This window comes from Rhizobium aouanii, from assembly GCF_037002925.1.
GTDB classification, from domain to species: Bacteria; Pseudomonadota; Alphaproteobacteria; order Rhizobiales; family Rhizobiaceae; genus Rhizobium; species Rhizobium aouanii.
The window spans coordinates 185235-203351 of the sequence record NZ_JBAMYD010000002.1 but is presented as its reverse complement, the minus strand read 5'-3'; the positions used below and the strand labels follow the sequence as shown (position 1 = coordinate 203351).

Genomic DNA, 18117 nt, shown 5'->3' with positions numbered 1-18117 from the left:
ACGATAACGTTAGAGAAAGAGGAGAATACGTTAACGATAACCTAGAGCAGAATATCGGGAGGAAGGAATGCAACACGTCAGAATCTTAAGACGGCAGGTTGTCTCGACCGTTGCCGCGGTGATCCTCATAGGTGCCGGCTGGGCCGGTGTCGCATTCGGCTTTGAGGAGTCGCCGGAACTGAAGGCGCTGGTCGACGCCGGCAAGCTGCCGCCGGTCGAAAAGCGGCTGCCCAAGGAGCCGCTGGTACTCACGCCGCTTGAATCGGTCGGTACCTATGGCGGCACCTGGCGCACGGCCACCTTTGGCGGTGGCGACAGCGAGATCGAACGTTCGATCGGCTATACAAGACTGGTCCGCTGGAATCCGGAATGGACCGAGGTGATCCCCGATCTCGCCAAGAGCGTCGAGGTCAATGCCAATGCCACCGAATATACGTTCACCTTGCGGGAAGGCACACGCTGGTCGGACGGCGAGCCGTTTACCGCGGACGATCTTGTGTGGTGGAACGAGAACGTGCTTCGCAACACCAAGATCACCCCTGCCGCACCCAACTGGCTGACCGCGGGCGGAGAGACCGTCAAGGTCGAAAAGCTCGCCGACGACAAAGTCGTCTTCAAGTTCGCCGCGCCGAACGGCCTGTTCCTGATGAACATGGCCACCGTTCGCGGCTCCGATATTCTAGCGGCCGCACCGGCTCACTACCTCAAGCAATTCCACAAGGATTTCAATCCCGACGGCATCGACGCGCTGGTGAAGGCGGCCGGCGCAACCGACTGGGTCCAGCTCTTCAACAACAAGATCGGATTTCCCGGCCGCTGGCGCGATCTCGGCCGTCCAACGCTCGATGCCTGGGTGTTGACCGCGCCCTATAACGGCACCACCCAGGTCGTCGGCGAACGCAATCCATACTATGCCAAGGTGGACACCGCGGGAAATCAGCTGCCTTACTTCGATCGGATCACCATCGATGTGATGCAGGATACCCAGGCGATCATCCTGAAGGCGATCAGCGGCGAAATCGACATGCAGAACCGCTTCATCGAGACGACGGACGCCCGTACGGTGATCGTGCAGAACCAGGAGAAAGGCGGCTACGGCCTGTTCATCGCCCGGCCGGCGTGGTCGAACGCCCTGCTGATCACACTCAACCAGACCCACAAGAATCCCGCCTTGCGCGCTGTCTTTTCCAACAAGGATTTCCGCATCGGCCTCAGCTACGCCATCAACCGCGAAGAGCTCAACCAGTTGATCTATGCCGGACAGGCCAAGCCTTATCAGGCAGCGCCGCGTGAAGGCACTGCGCTCTTCGACGAGAAGATGGCGACGCAGTATCTGGAGTATAATGTCGGTCTCGCCAATCAGTATCTCGACAAGGCCGGTCTCACCAAACATGACGCCGAAGGCTATCGCCTCGGCCAGGATGGCAAGCGGATTACTTTTGCGATCGACGCCTTGACCGGAAGCCCGATCCAGGTGGACGCCCTCGAGATGATCCAGCGCTACTGGCGGGCGGTCGGCATCGACATGCAGCCGCGCCCGGCCGAACGTTCGCTGATCTTCTCCCGCCTGCAGAACAATGAGAATGACGGCCTTGGATGGGTCGGGGGCGGTGGATATGACTTCCTCGGCCTGCTCGACCCAAAGTGGTATTTCCCGCACGAATATGAATCAAGCTTCGCGACAGCCTGGGGCCTCTATTACCAGAATCCTAAAGATCCGAACGCGCAAGAACCGAGCCCCGCTGCCAAGAAGCAGATGGATTTCTACCGGCAGGTGAAGGAAGCGCCGACGCTCGAAAAGCAGTTGGCGGCGATGAAGGAACTGCTGGCGATCACCCGTGACGAATTCTACGTCATCGGCACAAACCTGGAGCCGGACCGCGTCGGAATCGTCAAGACCAATATGCGCAATGTCCCGAAGGTCATTCCCAGCACATCGTTCTACATGACGCCGGGACCGGCAAAGCCCGAGACCTTCTACTACCAGCAATAACGGAAGGCGACCGACAGGGGCGGCGCCCGCGGGCGCCACCCCATCGACACCAGCCCAGTCCCAATCATCCAATCCGATCGGCGATCGCCGATTGAAGGAGCTTGACCATGGCCGGCTTCATCATCAGACGCCTGCTTTATATGATCCCGATGATGTTTGCGATCTCTGTCGTGACTTTCATCATCATCCAGTTGCCGCCCGGCGACTTCCTGACCGCGATGACCGCGCGTCTTGCCTCCCAGAACGAAACGATCGATCCTAGCGTCATCGCCGGCCTGCGTGAGCGTTATGGCCTCGATCAGCCCTGGGCGGTGCAATACTGGAAATGGATCAGCGGCATCCTGCTGCGCGGCGATTTCGGCCAGTCCCTCGATTGGAACAAGCCGGTCAGCGAGCTGATCTGGGCCCGCATGGGCCTGACGATGGTGGTCTCGGTCACCACGCTGCTCTTCGTATGGGCGGTGGCCTTTCCGATCGGCATCTATTCGGCCGTGCGGCAATATTCGGTTGGAGATTACGTCGCCACCTTCTTTGGCTTTCTCGGCCTTGCCATCCCGAACTTCCTGCTGGCGCTGGTGCTGATGTATGTTTCGGCACAGTATTTCGGCCAAAGCACCGGCGGGCTGTTTTCACCCGCCTATATCAACGCCGTCTGGAGCTGGGCCAAGCTCGGCGATCTCATTTCGCATATGTGGATACCGGTCGTCGTGCTGGGCACCGGCGCCACCGCGGCGCTGATCCGGATCATGCGCGCCAACCTGCTCGACGAACTCAACAAGCCCTATGTCGATATGGCCCGCGCCCGGGGTTTAAGCGAAATCCGGCTGCTGTTGAAATACCCGGTGCGGGTGGCGCTCAACCCGTTCATCTCGACCGTCGGCTGGGTGCTGCCGCACCTGGTCTCCGGCTCGGTGGTGGTCTCCATCGTTCTCAGCCTGCCGATCACCGGGCCACTGCTGCTCAACGCTCTCTTTGCCCAGGACATGTATCTGGCCGGCACGTTCATTCTGCTGATGAGTATGCTGACGCTGATCGGCACGCTGATCTCAGACCTGCTGCTCGCCTGGCTCGATCCACGCATTCGCAACGGCTGAAGGGACGATACCATGATCGATCAAGCCATCGCGCTATCCCCTGAACTGATCCAGAATTCCGACGCGGTCGCCGGGCAGTGGAAGCTCATCTGGCGGCGCTTCCGTCGCCATCGGCTGGCGCTGGCGGCAGGCGTCGTCATCTTTTTGATCTACCTGGTCGCCCTGTTTGCCGAGGCTCTCGCCCCGGTTTCGTCGCAGACCTACGATTCCCGCTACACCTATGCGCCGCCCCAGCAGATCAAGTTCGCCGGCTACGACGCGGCCGGGCAGTTTCATCCGCTTTACGTCAACGGTTATTCGATGAAGGTTGACCCGATCGCGCTTAGCCGCAATTATGTGGCCGATCCGGCCGTCGTCATCCCCCTCGGCTTCTTCGTCAAGGGCGAACCCTATCGGCTCTGGGGGCTGTTTAATTTCGACCGGCACCTGATCGGCCCGATCGAGATGGGCAAACCATTCTACCTGTTCGGCGCCGACCGGCTCGGTCGCGACGTCTTCAGCCGGACGGTCCACGGCACGCGTGTTTCGATGTCCGTCGGGCTGATCGGGGTCGCAATCAGCCTCATCCTCGGCATCGTCCTGGGCGGCATTTCGGGGCTCTACGGCGGCTGGGTGGACGATGTGATCCAGCGTTCCATCGAACTCATCAACTCTATCCCGACCATCCCGCTGTGGATGGGCCTTGCGGCTGCCGTTCCGATCAGCGCCGATCCGATCCTGGTCTATCTCTGGATCACCGTCATCCTGTCGCTGATCGGCTGGACCGACCTGGCGCGGGTGGTGCGCGGGCGCTTCCTGTCGCTCAAGACGGAAGACTTCGTGATCGCCGCCCGTCTCGACGGCTGCTCGCAGATGCGCATCATCTGGCGGCACATGGTGCCGTCCTTCATGAGCCACATCATCGCCTCGGTGACGCTCGCCATCCCGACGATGATCCTCGCAGAAACGGCGCTCTCCTTCCTCGGCATCGGCCTGCGCCCGCCGGTGGTGAGTTGGGGCGTGCTGCTTCAGGAGGCGCAGAATATTCTCGCCGTCTCGAGCGCACCCTGGCTGTTTCTTCCGGGTCTGGCGGTGATCGTCACCGTCCTCGCCCTCAATTTCCTCGGTGATGGATTACGCGATGCTGCAGATCCCTATGAATACTGATCCCAATTTTGCCGCAGCCGGCGGCCGGCACGGGGATCGCGACCCGCTGATCGAGGTCGTTGAACTCAGGACGCATTTCTTCGGTGGTGCGGGCACCATCAAGGCGGTCGACGGCGTCTCCTTTTCCATCCCGCGCGGCAAGACGGTCTGCGTCGTCGGCGAATCCGGTTCGGGCAAGAGCATCACCGGCCGGTCGATCCTCAACCAGGTTCCCAGGGGAGGACGGATCGTCTCGGGGGCCATCCGCTACCGGCCGAATCCCGCAGCACCCTCCGTCGACTTGGCGGCGCTCGATCCGCGCGGCCGCGACATGCGGGCGATCCGCGGTGCCCAGATCGGCCTGATCAGCCAGGAGCCGATGGCCGCACTTTCCCCCGTGCATACGATCGGCAACCAGATGATCGAGGTGATCCGCCTGCATCTGAAGATGGGAAAGAAGGAGGCGCGCGAACATGCCATCGAGACATTGGCTCTGGTCGGCATCCCGCGGCCGGCCGAGCGTATGGAAAGCTATGCCTTCGAGTTTTCCGGCGGCATGCGCCAGCGCGTCTGCATCGCGCTCGCGCTCGCCTGCCGCCCCAGACTGCTGATCGCCGACGAGCCGACCACGGCGCTCGATGTGACCACCCAGGCCAATATCCTCGATCTGCTCGCCTCGCTGCAGGCCGAATTCGGGCTCTCGGTGCTGTTCGTGACCCATGATCTCGGTGTGGTGGCCGAAATCGCCGACGAAGTTGTCGTCATGTATGTCGGCCGGGTCGTGGAGGCAGGCAATGTCGACACGATCTTCCACGCGCCTGTTCATCCCTACACCAAGGCGCTGCTGCAATCGGTGCCGCGCATGCATGGGCAACCCACCGAACGGCTCGCGATCATCGATGGCATGGTGCCGTCGCGCTTCAACCGACCCCAGGGCTGCAGTTTTCATCCCCGGTGCAAAGAGGCGAGGGCCGGCCTGTGCGACCAGAGGGATCCGCAGCCGGTCACCATCGGCGACGGGCATGTCGCCAGCTGCCTGCTTTACGAAGGAAGACGATGATGGCCGATCCCATGACACAACCAAGCCCGCTGCTCGAACTGAACGATCTCAGGATGCATTTCCCCATTCGCAAGGGCGCATTCCGGCGTGTGGTCGGACACGTCAAGGCGGTCGACGGCGTCTCGCTTCGCGTCCAGGATGGCGAAACACTCGGCATTGTCGGGGAGTCCGGTTGCGGCAAATCCACGCTCGCCCGCACGGTGCTGCGCATCTATCAGCCGACGAGCGGCGAAATCCGTTATCGCAATCGCAGCGGCGGCACGGTCGATCTCGCGGCTTTGTCGGGTTCTGCCCTCGACGAAATCCATCGCGACCTGCGCATCGTGTTTCAGGATCCGCAATCCTCGCTCAATCCGCGCCTTTCCGTCATCGACATCATCGGCGAGGTGCTTGGTGTCAACGGCATCGCCAAGGGCCGGGAGCTTGAGCACCGGGTCGCCGAGCTGATGCAGAGCGTCGGCCTGCGGCCCGAATACATGCACCGCTATCCGCACGCGTTTTCCGGCGGCGAGCGGCAGCGCATCGGCATCGCGCGGGCGCTGGCCTCCAATCCGCGACTGGTGATCGCCGATGAGGCCGTTTCGGCGCTCGATGTCAGCGTGCAGGCACAAACCATCAACCTCTTGCAGGACCTGCAGGAGCAGTTCGGTCTGACCTATCTCTTCGTCGCCCACGATCTCTCGGTCGTCCGGCACATCTCGGACAATATCGCCGTCATGTATGTGGGCCGGGTGGTCGAAAAGGCGCCGACGGAGCAGATCTTCTCGCGCCCGCTCCACCCCTACACCGAAGCGCTGCTCTCGGCGGTGCCGATTGCCGATCCGAGGATGCGCCGCCATGGCCAGCGCATTCGGCTGGCGGGCGAGGTCGCCGATCCCGCTCATCCGCCTCCCGGCTGCGCATTTCATCCGCGCTGCCGCTACGCCACCGAGCTTTGCAAGCAAGAGGTGCCGGGCTTACGCACCGTCACCGCCGATGGGCACGCAGTGGCCTGCCATTACGCCGAATCCCTGACGCTTAATCCCTTTGCCGACCGTATCGTTCCGGAGTTCAATTGATGCCCGAATTCATTCCACGCTCCGAGCAGCGTCCGATTGTGGATACCTCCTCCACGACGCTCGATCTCATCTACTTCGATCTCGTCACGCTCGCCTCCAACGAGCAGGACATCCGGCGGCTGCCCGCGCACGAAAGCCTCTACGTCGTGCTGTCGGGTCAGGTGGATATCGAAGTGGATGGCATCATGTTCGAAGCGGTGGGCCGTCGAGCCGATATCTGGGGAGGCGATGCGGACTCGGTTTACGCGCCCGTCGGCGCCAATGTCCGGATATCGGCTCGTGGCGCGGCGGCGGAAGTCGCCATCGCCGGCGGCCTCTGCGACACGCGCTACGCCCCGTTTCGCATCACGCCGGATGAGGTCGACGCGGTCAATGTCGGCTCGTCGGACACGCACAGCCAGCGGCGGATCGTCCACCTGCTTGGCCAACGGCAGAACGGGCGCTGCGGCAACCTGCTGGTGAGCGAACTCTATGCCGGCGAAGGCTGCTGGTCCGGCTATCCCCCTCACAAGCACGATACTGAAGACGGCGATGTCGAGACCCGGCACGAAGAACTCTATCACTACCGCTTCCAGCCCGAGACCGGTTTCGGCAGCCAGATCACCTATGACGAAGACGGTCCGGTCAAGATCCTCATGACCCGCAACGGCGACACTGTCCTGGTCGACCGGGGTTACCACCCGACGGTCACCTCGCCGGGGCACCGGGGCTATATCTTTACCATTCTCGTCGGCAAGCATCGCCGGGGGCTGATCCAGCGCTTCGATCCCGCCCATCAGCATCTGACCAAAACCATCCCCGGCATCGATGCGATGCGCGACAAGTTCAAATAATCCGGCTCCTGGCCTCGTGCGCCGGCATTGCGGCGCACTGCCAACTTCCGCCCAAGGAGAGACGACCATGCGTGAACGTACGCGAATAAACGTTGATGCCGGTGAGGCGGTGCGCCCGTTCAACCGGTTCTGGCGCGGCACCGGCTTTTCGCCGGCCGAGCTGCTGCTCGAGCCCGAGATGCGCCAGATGCTTGCCTATATTGGCGGCCTGCCGAATGAGGGTATCAAGTTCCTGCGGGTGCATTATCTCTACAATCTGCTGAGCGCAAAGGGCGGAGCCGGCTACGACTGGTCCCTGCTCGATCGCGCGCTCGACGTGATGATCGAACACCGGCTGAAGCCGTTCTTCGAGCTGATGGGCAACCCGTCGGGCCTGTTCACCAACTATGAGGACATGGATCAGGTCAAGCGCTGGCGGGATCTCGTAACAGCGACGGTCGACCGCTATGGCGCGCGTTACGGCATGGACGAATTGCGTACATGGTATTTCGAAACGACGAACGAGGCCGACTCCGGCTGGTGGACCTACGGGATCAAGGGTTACACCAACTACTACGACGCCTGCGTCGCCGGGCTCCACGCCATCGATCCCAGCCTGCCGATGGGCGGGCCTGGCACCGCCCGCACGCTGTCACCGATCTTTCGCGCCCTCATGACCCATTGCGACAGCGGCACGAGTTGCCTGACCGGCGATGGCCCGCCGCGCATCGACTACATTTCGATCCACGAAAAGGGCGTCAACGGCAGCAAGGAAGACCTCACCCCGAAAACCAACGGTATCGTCGACCGCACGCTTCTCGTCGTCGACTACCTCCAGGAGCATCACCCGCGCCTCGCGGGCCTGCCCATCATCAACGATGAATGCGATCCGCAGCTTGGCTGGAGCGATCATCATAGCTGGCACGGCAAGGCCTATTACGCCGGGATCATCGCCCGCATCATCGAACAGCACGACCGGCGCATCATCGCCCCGAAAGCGGCGAATTTCACCTTCCTCAGCAATGACCACGCCTTTATCGGCGGCTGGAGCCAGCGTACGATCTTTGCCTATTTCGGTTCGCGCAATTTCACCAAGGCGCAGTGGGAGCACAAGGCCAACCTGGACATGCTGGTCACGGATGTCGACACGGCGCCGCCCTTCGACATCATCAAGAAGCCCGGCCTCACATCGATGGAACTGCTGGCAACGCTTGGCGATACCGTTTGCAAGGTGACCGCCGACCCACCGCTTGCTCCCGACCAGGATGGCCTGGCGATCCTGCCGACGCGGCTGCCGAGCGGCGGCGTTTCCATCACCCTCATCCATAGCGTCGATGCCATCAACCGCTCGGGCCGGACTACCGTCCGTCTCGAGGTGAGCGGTTTGGTTCCCGGCCGCCACGCGCTTTGCCTGCTGCGCATCGACGAGGAATTCACCAATCCGATGGAGGTCTGGGAAGCCCAGCGCGACGAAAGCAACCCGCGTGGGCTCTTCGAGCCGGTCGGCGCACCGACCGCACCGACCGAGGCGCAGTTTGCCGAAATGCGCCGCGCGCAGGAGCCCGCCCTGCTGCATCCGATCAGCGTCGTCGCGTGCGATGACGGCCGGATCAGTGTCGACCTGGATGTGCCACTGCCGTCGCTGACGCAGGTGCTTGTCGTCCCCGATATCGGCGCGCCCCCGGCGGCACCTGCCGGCCTTGTCGTCGAACGCTACCTTGGTCTTGGCGGTCGGGAGGAGCGCATGTTGTTCTGGGCTGCCGGCGATGCCGGGCCGGCCATCTTCTATGATGTCCTGGTCAGCACCGATGGGGGGACTTTTGAAAAGGTCAGTCCGGCGCCGCTGATCTCGACGGCATTCCTGCACATGTCGCCGCCGCAGGGCGTGCGTTATGCGGTGTGCGCCCGCGATGCATTCGGTCGCCGCAGCGAGCTTTGTCTCTCCAGCTCATGAACGACGCTTTCCTCTTTTGGATATGATCCATGGATATCGCCTATTTCACCAAGACCCTGGAAGGCCTGCCGCTCGCGAAGGCGGCCGAGATCACGGCCGGTTTGGGGTTCGATTGCGCCGATCTCCTTATTCGCGATGGCCACGCCGTTTCCCCAGACAGGTCGGAGGAGATCGTCAATGCCGTAAAGCTCTTTGCCGCGGCCGGCCTGCGCACCCCGATGGCGACTATCGATTCGACACAGCCCGACGATGCAGCATCCCGGCTTCTCGCTTGTTGCGGCGAGGCTGGCATCGGGCAGGTCCGGCTTGGCTTCTGGCGCTACGACCCGCTGCGGCGCTGGCAGGTCCAGGTCGATGAGGCGCGGCGTGATCTCGACGGCTTCGAGCGCCTGGCCGAACGCTTCGGCATCAAGCTGACCATCCAGCTTCACGGCGGGACCCTGCACAGCTCGGGCGCGCTGGCGGTGCAATTGCTGGCCGGGCGCAATCCGATCCGGATCGGCGCCTATCCCGATCCGGCCAATCAGATCATTCGCGAGGGGAGCGAGGACTGGCGTCTGACCCTCGATATCCTCGATCCGTGGTTCTGCTGCATGGGCGTCAAGAACAGCGGTTGGTCGCCAGGCGCTTACGGATCCCACGGCCAGCGCGCCTGGCATTCGGACTGGTACGGGCTCGACGAAGGCATGGTGCCCTGGAACGAAATCGTCCCGCATCTGGTGGCCAGCGGATTTGCCGGTGTGCTCTCGATGCATTCTCAATACCGGGTTCCGCGAGAGCAGGCACTCGACAAGGCCCGCGCCGATCTTGCCCATCTCAGGCGTCTGATCGCCGCAGCGAAAGAGTAGAACCATGAACGAACAGGCTCCCGTTATCGCCGTATTGCTGACCGAAAAGACCCGCCGAATGATGCTGGACGACGCGGCGATTGCCCAGTTAAACGCCCTTGGCGAGGTGCGTTGGCCGACCGGTGCCGCAATCGACGCTGCCGATGTCGATCAGCTGCTGCAGGGCGCCACGGCATGCCTCACCGGATGGGGCACGCCGCCCTTCAATCCCGCCGCGCGCCAGCGCCATCCAGACCTCGCCCTTGTCGCCCATTCGGCAGGCAGCGTCCGCACACTCATTCCCGCACGTCTGTTCGACGATGGCATTCGCGTCACCCATGCCGCCTCGAAAATTGCCGCCTCGGTTGCCGAGTTCGTCGTCGCCGAAGCGCTGCTCGCCATGCGCGGCATTCATCGGCTGCATCATCAATTGCGCAACGGCGGCGAATGGCTCGACGTTCGCGCAGCCGTGCCGCAGAGATTGCTGGGCGCCAGAACGGTCGGCATCGTCGGCGCCGGCTATGTCGGCCGGGCGGTCATGCGGCTGCTCGTTCCATTCGGCTGCCGCGTGCTGGTCGTCGATCCGTTTCTGAGTGATAGCGAGGCCACGGCACTCGGCGTTGTCAGAGCCGGGCTGGACGATATGCTGGCTCAAAGCGACGTGATCTCGCTGCATGCGCCTGTCCTGCCCGAAACGCGCCGCATGATCGGCGCCCGCGAACTGGCGCTATTGCGTCCCGGCACGCTGTTCATCAACACGGCGCGCTCGCAGCTGGTCGACGAGGCTGCGCTGCTCGCCGAGATCCGCTCCGGCCGCATCGAGGCGGCTCTCGACGTCTTTGACGACGAGCCGCTGCCTCCGGATAGCCCGTTTCGCGACCCCGCACTGGCCAATGTCACCATTTCGCCGCATGCCGCCGGTCACACTGAGGAGGCGCATTTCGCTCAAGGCCAAGCCATGGTGGACGAGATCGGCAGGCTGCTTCGCCGGGAACCGCTCCATCACGAAGTGTCGCGCGCCATGCTCGACCGGATGGCATGATCGTGGACAGAAACATTGGAGGTTCCGTGACGGCGCCGCGAATCAGAGTGACCGAGATCGACGCCTTCGAGCGCGATGTCAGGCTGCGCCTGCCGTTCCGCTTTGGTGCGGCAACCCTCGAAAAGGCGCCGCAAGCCTTCCTCAGGGTCCGTGTCGAGGATGAAGAGGGACGAACCGCCCTTGGCGCGGCCGCCGAGATGATGGTGCCGAAATGGTTCGACAAGAACCCGGCCTTCACTCCGGCGCAGAATGTCGATCAGTTGCGCACCTCGATCCGTGCCGCTGCGGCTGCTGCGCTAGAACAGTCGGCGCCGACGACATTGTTTGCCGCTGCCCGCCTGAACGAGATGGAGACCGTGCGGCGCCTGCCTGGAAATCCATTGGCCGCCGGTTTCGGTCCGTCGCTCATCGCCCGCGCCGCGCTCGATGCCTATTGCCGCCTTGCCGGTATTTCCTTCTTCGAGGCGGTGCGGGGCAATCTCGTCGGCATCGGCGGTCCCGTGCTGCCCGGCGATATCGACGCGGACGCTGCCTCGGCGATGCTCACCGGCCTTCGCCCTGCCGGTGCGATCTCGGCCCGGCATACGATCGGGCTTGTCGATCCGATCAGCGACAGCGATATCGTCCATCCCGTCGGTGACGGCCTGCCGGAAAGCCTCGAGGCGGTGATAACACGCTATGGCAACCGCTGGTTCAAGATCAAGCTTTCGGGCGCGATCGATGCCGATATCGATCGCCTGACGCGGATCGCCGCCGTGCTGGATCGCCTGCCGGATTACCGGGTGACGGTCGACGGCAACGAACAGTTCGGCAGCGCCGAACAGCTTGCCGCCTTGCTGGCGCAAATCGAGGCGACGCCTCGGCTGGCGCGGTTGCGCGCAGCCATTGCCTTTGTCGAACAGCCGTTCGCGCGCGCGATCACCATGGAGACGCCGCTGGGGGATTTGGCGGCGCAATTGCCCTTCCTGATCGATGAGAGCGACGACGACGACGGCGCCTTCGCCGCTGCCAGGCGGCTCGGTTATACCGGTGTCTCCTCGAAAACCTGCAAGGGCATCTACCGTTCGATCATGAAGGCGATCCGCATCAGAACCGGAACCGTGCCGGGGCTGTTCCTCTCGGGCGAGGATCTGACCTGCCAGGCGGGACTTGCCGTGCAGCAGGATCTGGCGCTGGTCTCGCTGCTCGGCCTCTCCCATGTCGAGCGCAACGGCCATCACTATGTGGCCGGCATGCAGGGTGCGCCGCAGGCGGAGAAGGCGCGCTTTGCCGCGGCCCATCCCGATCTCTACGAGCAGGGTGGCGACGGACCGCTGCTGTCGATCCGCCACGGCCGGATCGCCATCGCTTCGCTCGGGGCGGTCGGCTACGCGAGCGGCGCCTTGCCCGATTTCGAAGCGATGACGCCAATGTCATGACACCAGGCAATGTTCAGCATGAGATAGGGCGTGCTGCCCTGTTGAACTGTTCGATCTGTCCGGCAAACATGCCCCGATCACCCGGAGCATCGATCACCCCGTTCCTCCAATTGAAATGTCTTCCAGTAGAGCGTGACGCTTTATTCGAACGTTTTCTGCGCGGCCTGATAGGATCCCGGGACTTAAGCAAGCAGCAATTGAGATATAATTCTTTGAATCAAGCTTCAGCAACCACCGCCAAATCTCGGCAAATATGACTTTCCGCTCCGCGAAGCGGCAATGCAGAATATTTCGATGTGCCTTGGACACACGACACTCCGGATTGAACTGAGGTCGAACTCTAATAGCTGTGTGGATGTTAAGCGCGGTTAAGGAAGTGTAAAGTTTGGTAAAGGTCTTTCTGCGACCCGGGCGAGGTACGCTGTTGGCAGAGAAGATGCAGGACGCGCAGGCGGCGCGAGGCCGCCTGCGGGGGAACACGTCCCGCGGTCTCGTTCCGGGGGAGGGAATTCGACCGAAGAGGTTGCCATGAAAGTCGCCAGCGTCGCCCGTATCGGGTCCGGAACCATCTGGCCAATGGCGTAGAGGTCATCTTTGCCCTTGCCCTCTCTTCGAAAGCTCGGGCTTGAAGGCGATTGCTGCGTGATCGTTGGAGGCATGCGGTTCCTCGCCGGCTTCCTGGGCTGGCCCGCGCCGGCGCACGAGGCGCTTGAGCCCCTCATCCAGGTCGTCGACGAAGGTGAAGATGACGGGGATGACGATGAGGCTGAGCAGCGTCGACATCATCACGCCGCCGATCACCACGATCGCCATCGGCTGCCGGAAGCTCGAATCGCCACCCGTCAGGCTGAGAGCGACGGGAAGCATGCCGGCTGCCATGGCGATGGTGGTCATGACGATCGGCCGGGCGCGCTTGTGGCAGGCGTCCACGAGGGCATCGAATCGCGACATGCCCTGGCGGCGCGACATGATCGCATATTCGATGAGAAGGATGGAATTCTTCGTCACCACGCCCATCAGCATGAGCAGCCCGATGACGGCCGCCATCGAGAAGCTGGTTCCGGTCACCACCAGTGGAACGAGCGCACCGCCGAGCGAGAGCGGCAGAGCCATCAGAAGGGTGAGCGGCTGCAGGAAGTCGTGGAAGAGCAGGACGAGAACGGCATAGATGCAGAACACGCCGATCGCCATGGCGAGGCCGAAGCTCTGGAACAGTTCCGAACTGCGCTGAAGCTCGCCCTGTTCGACGAGAGTGACGCCCGACGGCAGGTGCTGGAGCGCCGGCAGAGCCTGCGCTTCGCGGTTGACGTCGCCGAGGATGCGGCCGTTGAGTTCGACGGAAAGGGTGATATTGCGCATGCGATCGATGCGGTCGATCTCCGACGGGCTGCCGCCGATCCGGATATCGGCGATCGATCCGAGGTCGACATTGCCGTTCGTTCCCGCCACCCGCATATTCTTGATGTCGTCCAGACTGGTGCGGGCCTCTGGGCTGAAGCGCACGACGATCGGAACCTGGCGCTGAGGCAGGTTGAGCTTCGGCAGATCGGCGGAATATTCTCCGTCGGTTGCCACGCGCACGGCCTCGGCGACGGAACTCGACGTCACTCCGAGCGCTGCTGCGCGTGCGAAGTCGGGCGTGATCTGGATCTCGGGCGCCTGTCTGGATGCGGTCGATGTCACCGCTCCGATGCCTTGCAGCGTGCGCAGTTGCTCCTCAAGCGCCGTGCTTGCGCTGTTGAGGACGTTCGCATCGTCGCTCGCCAGCGTGATATCGAGCTTCGTGCCATTACCACCGCTGCCGACCTCCACACGCATGCCGGGGAGCACGGAGAGCGCTTGGCGAATGTCGTTTTCGATTTCCGACTGCTTGCGATTGCGCTCGCCGATGGGGGACAATACGGCGACGATCGTGGCGGATCCGACATCGCTCGTCGTGCTCGAGTCGGGGCCGCCGCCCGAAGATACTGAACCGACCGAGGAAAAGGCACGCGTCACGTCGGTGAGCTTGCCGACGATTTCGGCGGCTTTCCTGGTGGCGGCGTCCGTCTGCTCGATGGTGGCGCCCGGCTGCAGGGTGAGCGTGATCTGGGCTCGCGCGTCGTCGGAAGCGGGCAGGAAGCCCGATTTCAAAAAGGGGATGGTGGAAAGCGAGAGTGCCACGACGATGGCGGTGACGGCGACCGTGGTCTTCCTGCGGTTCATGGCGGCTTTCACGATCGCCATATAGGCGCGCATGATGCGGCCGTCCTTTTGCTCTGCCGGATGGGCCTTCATGAAATAGGCGGCCATCATCGGCGTCAGCAGGCGTGCGACGACGAGCGAGACGAGGACGGCGACGGCGGCGGTAATCCCGAACTGGCGGAACAGAAGTCCCGGAATGCCGCTCATGAAAGCAGTCGGCAGGAAGACGGCGACCAGCGTGAAGGTGGTTGCGATGACGGCAAGCCCGATCTCGTCGGCGGCCTCGAGAGCGGCGTCGATCGGCCGCTTGCCCATCTGCAGGTGGCGGGCGATGTTCTCGACCTCGACGATGGCGTCGTCGACGAGGATGCCGACCACGAGCGACAGCGCCAGCAGCGTGATCATGTTCAGGCTGAAGCCGCAGAGGTACATGACAAGGAAGGTTGGTATGACGGACAAGGGCAGCGCCACGGCCGACAGGATCGTCGCGCGCCAGTCGCGAAGGAAGAGCCAGACGACGACGATCGCCAGGAACGCGCCCTCGTACAGCATGTGCATCGAACCGTTGTAATTTTCGATGATCGGCCCGATCGTGCTGTAGGCGTCTTCGATCTGCACGTTGGAATGCTTGGAGGCGAACTGCTTGATCGCCTTGTCGACGTCATCAGCGACACCGCTGTCCGAAAATCCGTTCGAGCGCTTGATCTCGACCGCAATCACCGGTTTGCCGTCGAGATAGGCCATCGAGGACCGCTCGGCGAAACTGTCGGTGACGGATGCGACGTCGTCGAGGCGAACCTGCTGGCCGTTGGCCAGCGGGATTCGGAGCGCCTTCAAGGCTTCGACCGACGGCAGGGCGCCGAGCGTGCGCAAGGTCTGACGGGTGCCGCCGATTTCGCCAAGCCCGCCTGACGTATCCGCCTGTACCGCCTTCAGCTGTGATGAGACGGTTGTCGCGGTAACGCCAAGCGACGCCATCGTTGCGGGATCGAGGTCCACATGAACCTCGCGGTCGATTCCGCCTATGCGGTTGACTTGCCCGACGCCGGGCACCGAAAGCAGCGCCTTGGTCAGGTCGTTGTCGACAAACCAGGAAAGTTCGGTCTCGTTGAGTGCGGTCGAGCGGATGGCATAGGCGACCAGCGCCGAACTCTGCACCGTGACCTTGGTGACAGTGGGAGTCTCCATCTGCGCCGGCAGATCGCCCTTGACGCTGTCGACCGCATTGCGGACTTCGTTCAGGGCTGCTTCGCTGTCTTTTTCCAGCTCGAACGAAATCTTGATCGAGACGGTGCCGTCGGTGATGGTCGTGGTGATATGGTCGAGATAGCTCAGCGCAGCGAAACTATCCTCGATGGTGCGGGCAACTTCGGTTTCGAGCTGGGTCGGCGCCGCGCCGTCGAGTGTCGCTGTGACGGTGATGGTCGGGAGATCCATATCGGGGAAGTTCTGGACCGCAAGCTGCTTGAAGGCCAGGAGCCCGCCGACGGCAAGCATCACGAACAGCAATATTGCCGGTACGGGGTTTCGGATCGACCATGCTGAGAAGTTCATCAGTTTTTCTCCGCAATCTTCACGAGGTCATTGTCCGACAGGAACGCACCGCCCGAGGTCACCACCTTCGATGAACGATCTATGCCGGAGACGATTTCCACCTCGCCATTGTTGCGGCGGCCCGTTTCCACCCGGACCCTTTGCACCCGCTGGCCCTCGCCGGCGGTGAAGACGTAGCTGATCCCGTCCCTGAACACGATCGCCGTTTCGGGAACGGTCAGCGCCGGGGACGTCTGCAGTTCGATATTGCCGGTCACATAAAGGCCGCTGCGTGGGCGGACGTCAGCCGGAAGCACGACATAGACGATGGCCCGGCTGGTGTCGGTGCTGACCGACGGCCCGACAAGTCTCACTCTGCCTTCGATGTCGTGGTCGTCCGCGCCGCTGATCTTGACGTTCAAACCTTCCGAAATGCGTGAAAGGTAGCGCGCCGAAACTTCGGCTTGCCATTCGATCCGCTGCTGGCGAACCATGCGGAACAGCTCGGTGCCCGCAGAGACGACAGCGCCGAGGTCGGCGGAACGCGACGTTATGATGCCGTCGTCGACGGCCGTGATCGTCGTCTGCGCAAGCTTGATCTTTTCGCTGTCGAGCGCCGCCTGTTCGGATGCAAGGCTGGCCGTTGCCGTCTGCTCGTCGGCCAGATATTCGACGATCTTCTCGTCGGAAAGGGCGCCCGAGGGACGGAGCTGCCGTGCGCGGTCGGCGTTGGCCTTGGCCTTCGAAAGATTTGCCTTGGCGGTCTCGATAGCCGCCTCCTGCTTGCGGAGGTCGGCCAGCACACTCTCCTGGGAAAGCCGGACGAGCGTCTGCCCCTTCGTGACCACGGAGCCGACATCGACCAGGACATCGGTAATGCGCAGACCGCTCGTTTCCGAGGCGATGATCGCTTCCTGCCATGGTTTAAGCCATCCGCTTGCGGGAACGGTCTCAGGCCAATTCCGCTGCGCCGGTGTCACCATAGAGACGGTGAGAGCGGTTGCAGCGGCCTGTTCCGCCAAGGCGTTGCGCAGAGGCAAGAGAAGCGCAGCCGCAACGAAAGCGGCGGCGATTGGTCTGGACGGTTTTCTCAATGATACACTCCTTGTGGTCCAAGGCATTGATGCCTTTTCCCGATCCGCGCCAACTCGACGAGGGATGCGGCTCATGTGGCGGCAACCCGATACTGGCTCGCGACAATGTCATGGCAGGATAAGTAACGAGGCGAACGTTAAGTGCCGTCAAGTTAGTGTTAAGTTAGGTAAAACTTGGCCGCGCGAGCGTAGTTGTGATGTATGGCTTGCCCGGATTGATATCGGATAATGTGAATGAACAAGGTTCTCCTCATCGACGACGATGCCGAGCTGACGACGCTTCTGCAGGAATATCTGGTCGAAGAAGGATATGAGGTCGTCACGGACACCGACGGGCGCGCCGCCATAGCCGCGGCTGCCGGCAATACGGTCGATATCATCGTGCTCGACATCATGATGCCTCGGATGAACGGGATCGAGGTTCTACAGAGGATCAGGAAGCTCAGCCAGGTTCCTGTGCTGATGCTGACCGCAAGGGGCGATGACGTCGACAGGATATCGGGTCTCAATCTGGGCGCCGACGACTATGTGCCGAAGCCATGTTCACCGGGCGAACTTGCGGCGAGACTGCGCGCCATTCTCCGCCGGGCAGGCCAGCCGGCGGCCGGTACTTCGACCGACACGATAAGGGCGGGAAAACTCGTGATCCATCCGGGCAGCAGGATCGCCGAATGGCGCGGCGAAACTTTGGAACTGACCGGCACCGAATTCAGCCTGCTCGAGGTCCTCGCCCGCAGCGCCGGCCAGCTCGTGTCGAAGCAGGATATTTCGAAGCGGGCCTTCGGCAAGCCGCTGACTCCGTTCGATCGGCGGATCGACGTCCATATCAGCAGCGTTCGCCAGAAGCTCGGACTGAGGGAGGACGGACAATCCTGGATCCAGTCCGTCCGCGGCCAGGGCTATCAACTTCTCGTGGACTGACC

13 protein-coding genes are annotated in these 18117 nt (G+C 62.6%); 11 read left to right on the top strand and 2 right to left on the bottom strand.

Annotated features, from left to right (window positions below):
- Positions 1-67 precede the first annotated feature (67 nt).
- From V8P77_RS04335 to V8P77_RS04290, 10 genes are all read left to right on the top strand, one after another.
- Positions 68-1993, top strand: coding sequence for an ABC transporter substrate-binding protein (locus V8P77_RS04335; protein ID WP_335910902.1), 1926 nt, complete (start codon positions 68-70; stop codon positions 1991-1993).
- A 107-nt stretch (positions 1994-2100) separates the two neighbouring features.
- Entirely contained in the window at positions 2101-3087 is a 987-nt protein-coding gene (locus tag V8P77_RS04330; protein ID WP_020047960.1) for an ABC transporter permease, read from the top strand.
- 12 nt (positions 3088-3099) lie between these two features.
- Positions 3100-4233: an ABC transporter permease gene (locus V8P77_RS04325; RefSeq protein ID WP_335910901.1), complete on the top strand. Its 1134-nt coding sequence runs from the start codon at positions 3100-3102 to the stop codon at positions 4231-4233.
- Complete coding sequence (locus V8P77_RS04320) at positions 4223-5272, top strand: ABC transporter ATP-binding protein (protein WP_335910900.1); 1050 nt, start codon at positions 4223-4225, stop codon at positions 5270-5272. Before V8P77_RS04325 ends, V8P77_RS04320 begins: the two co-directional genes overlap by 11 nt.
- Positions 5272-6330 carry an ABC transporter ATP-binding protein gene (locus V8P77_RS04315; RefSeq protein WP_335910899.1) on the top strand — a complete coding sequence of 353 codons (1059 nt, stop codon included), beginning with the start codon at positions 5272-5274 and terminating at the stop codon, positions 6328-6330. The genes V8P77_RS04320 and V8P77_RS04315 overlap by 1 nt, the downstream gene beginning before the upstream one ends.
- Positions 6330-7163, top strand: coding sequence for a 5-deoxy-glucuronate isomerase (locus tag V8P77_RS04310; RefSeq protein ID WP_027688889.1), 834 nt, complete (start codon positions 6330-6332; stop codon positions 7161-7163). The genes V8P77_RS04315 and V8P77_RS04310 overlap by 1 nt, the downstream gene beginning before the upstream one ends.
- Before the next feature lie 67 nt (positions 7164-7230).
- Positions 7231-9096 carry a GH39 family glycosyl hydrolase gene (locus tag V8P77_RS04305; RefSeq protein WP_335910894.1) on the top strand — a complete coding sequence of 622 codons (1866 nt, stop codon included), beginning with the start codon at positions 7231-7233 and terminating at the stop codon, positions 9094-9096.
- A 29-nt stretch (positions 9097-9125) separates the two neighbouring features.
- A complete protein-coding gene (locus tag V8P77_RS04300; protein WP_131642027.1) occupies positions 9126-9944 on the top strand; it encodes a sugar phosphate isomerase/epimerase family protein in 819 nt (272 codons plus the stop codon).
- A 4-nt stretch (positions 9945-9948) separates the two neighbouring features.
- Positions 9949-10965 carry a hydroxyacid dehydrogenase gene (locus tag V8P77_RS04295; RefSeq protein WP_168256798.1) on the top strand — a complete coding sequence of 339 codons (1017 nt, stop codon included), beginning with the start codon at positions 9949-9951 and terminating at the stop codon, positions 10963-10965.
- On the top strand, positions 10962-12383 hold the full coding sequence (locus tag V8P77_RS04290; RefSeq protein WP_335910889.1) for a mandelate racemase: 1422 nt from the start codon (positions 10962-10964) through the stop codon (positions 12381-12383). Before V8P77_RS04295 ends, V8P77_RS04290 begins: the two co-directional genes overlap by 4 nt.
- A gap of 588 nt (positions 12384-12971) precedes the next feature.
- On the opposite strand, the gene V8P77_RS04285 is transcribed toward V8P77_RS04290, so the two are convergent.
- A complete protein-coding gene (locus tag V8P77_RS04285; RefSeq protein ID WP_335910888.1) occupies positions 12972-16121 on the bottom strand; it encodes an efflux RND transporter permease subunit in 3150 nt (1049 codons plus the stop codon).
- Positions 16121-17221 (bottom strand): efflux RND transporter periplasmic adaptor subunit, encoded by a 1101-nt coding sequence (locus V8P77_RS04280; protein ID WP_335910887.1) that lies wholly within the window; start codon positions 17219-17221, stop codon positions 16121-16123. Before V8P77_RS04280 ends, V8P77_RS04285 begins: the two co-directional genes overlap by 1 nt.
- Before the next feature lie 207 nt (positions 17222-17428).
- On the opposite strand from V8P77_RS04280, the gene V8P77_RS04275 reads away from it, so the two are divergent.
- Positions 17429-18115 carry a response regulator gene (locus V8P77_RS04275; RefSeq protein ID WP_335910885.1) on the top strand — a complete coding sequence of 229 codons (687 nt, stop codon included), beginning with the start codon at positions 17429-17431 and terminating at the stop codon, positions 18113-18115.
- Positions 18116-18117: the final 2 nt, after the last annotated feature.

Bases quoted from the DNA above. Each gene is read 5' to 3' on its own strand.
- V8P77_RS04275 (WP_335910885.1), top strand. From the start codon at position 17,429: ATGAACAAGGTTCTCCTCATCGACGACGATGCCGAGCTGACGACGCTT.
- V8P77_RS04300 (WP_131642027.1), top strand. From the start codon at position 9,126: ATGGATATCGCCTATTTCACCAAGACCCTGGAAGGCCTGCCGCTCGCG.
- V8P77_RS04335 (WP_335910902.1), top strand. From the start codon at position 68: ATGCAACACGTCAGAATCTTAAGACGGCAGGTTGTCTCGACCGTTGCC.
- V8P77_RS04305 (WP_335910894.1), top strand. From the start codon at position 7,231: ATGCGTGAACGTACGCGAATAAACGTTGATGCCGGTGAGGCGGTGCGC.
- V8P77_RS04315 (WP_335910899.1), top strand. From the start codon at position 5,272: ATGGCCGATCCCATGACACAACCAAGCCCGCTGCTCGAACTGAACGAT.
- V8P77_RS04310 (WP_027688889.1), top strand. From the start codon at position 6,330: ATGCCCGAATTCATTCCACGCTCCGAGCAGCGTCCGATTGTGGATACC.
- V8P77_RS04285 (WP_335910888.1), bottom strand. From the start codon at position 16,121: ATGAACTTCTCAGCATGGTCGATCCGAAACCCCGTACCGGCAATATTG.
- V8P77_RS04290 (WP_335910889.1), top strand. From the start codon at position 10,962: ATGATCGTGGACAGAAACATTGGAGGTTCCGTGACGGCGCCGCGAATC.
- V8P77_RS04320 (WP_335910900.1), top strand. From the start codon at position 4,223: ATGAATACTGATCCCAATTTTGCCGCAGCCGGCGGCCGGCACGGGGAT.
- V8P77_RS04330 (WP_020047960.1), top strand. From the start codon at position 2,101: ATGGCCGGCTTCATCATCAGACGCCTGCTTTATATGATCCCGATGATG.
- V8P77_RS04325 (WP_335910901.1), top strand. From the start codon at position 3,100: ATGATCGATCAAGCCATCGCGCTATCCCCTGAACTGATCCAGAATTCC.
- V8P77_RS04295 (WP_168256798.1), top strand. From the start codon at position 9,949: ATGAACGAACAGGCTCCCGTTATCGCCGTATTGCTGACCGAAAAGACC.
- V8P77_RS04280 (WP_335910887.1), bottom strand. From the start codon at position 17,221: ATGCCTTGGACCACAAGGAGTGTATCATTGAGAAAACCGTCCAGACCA.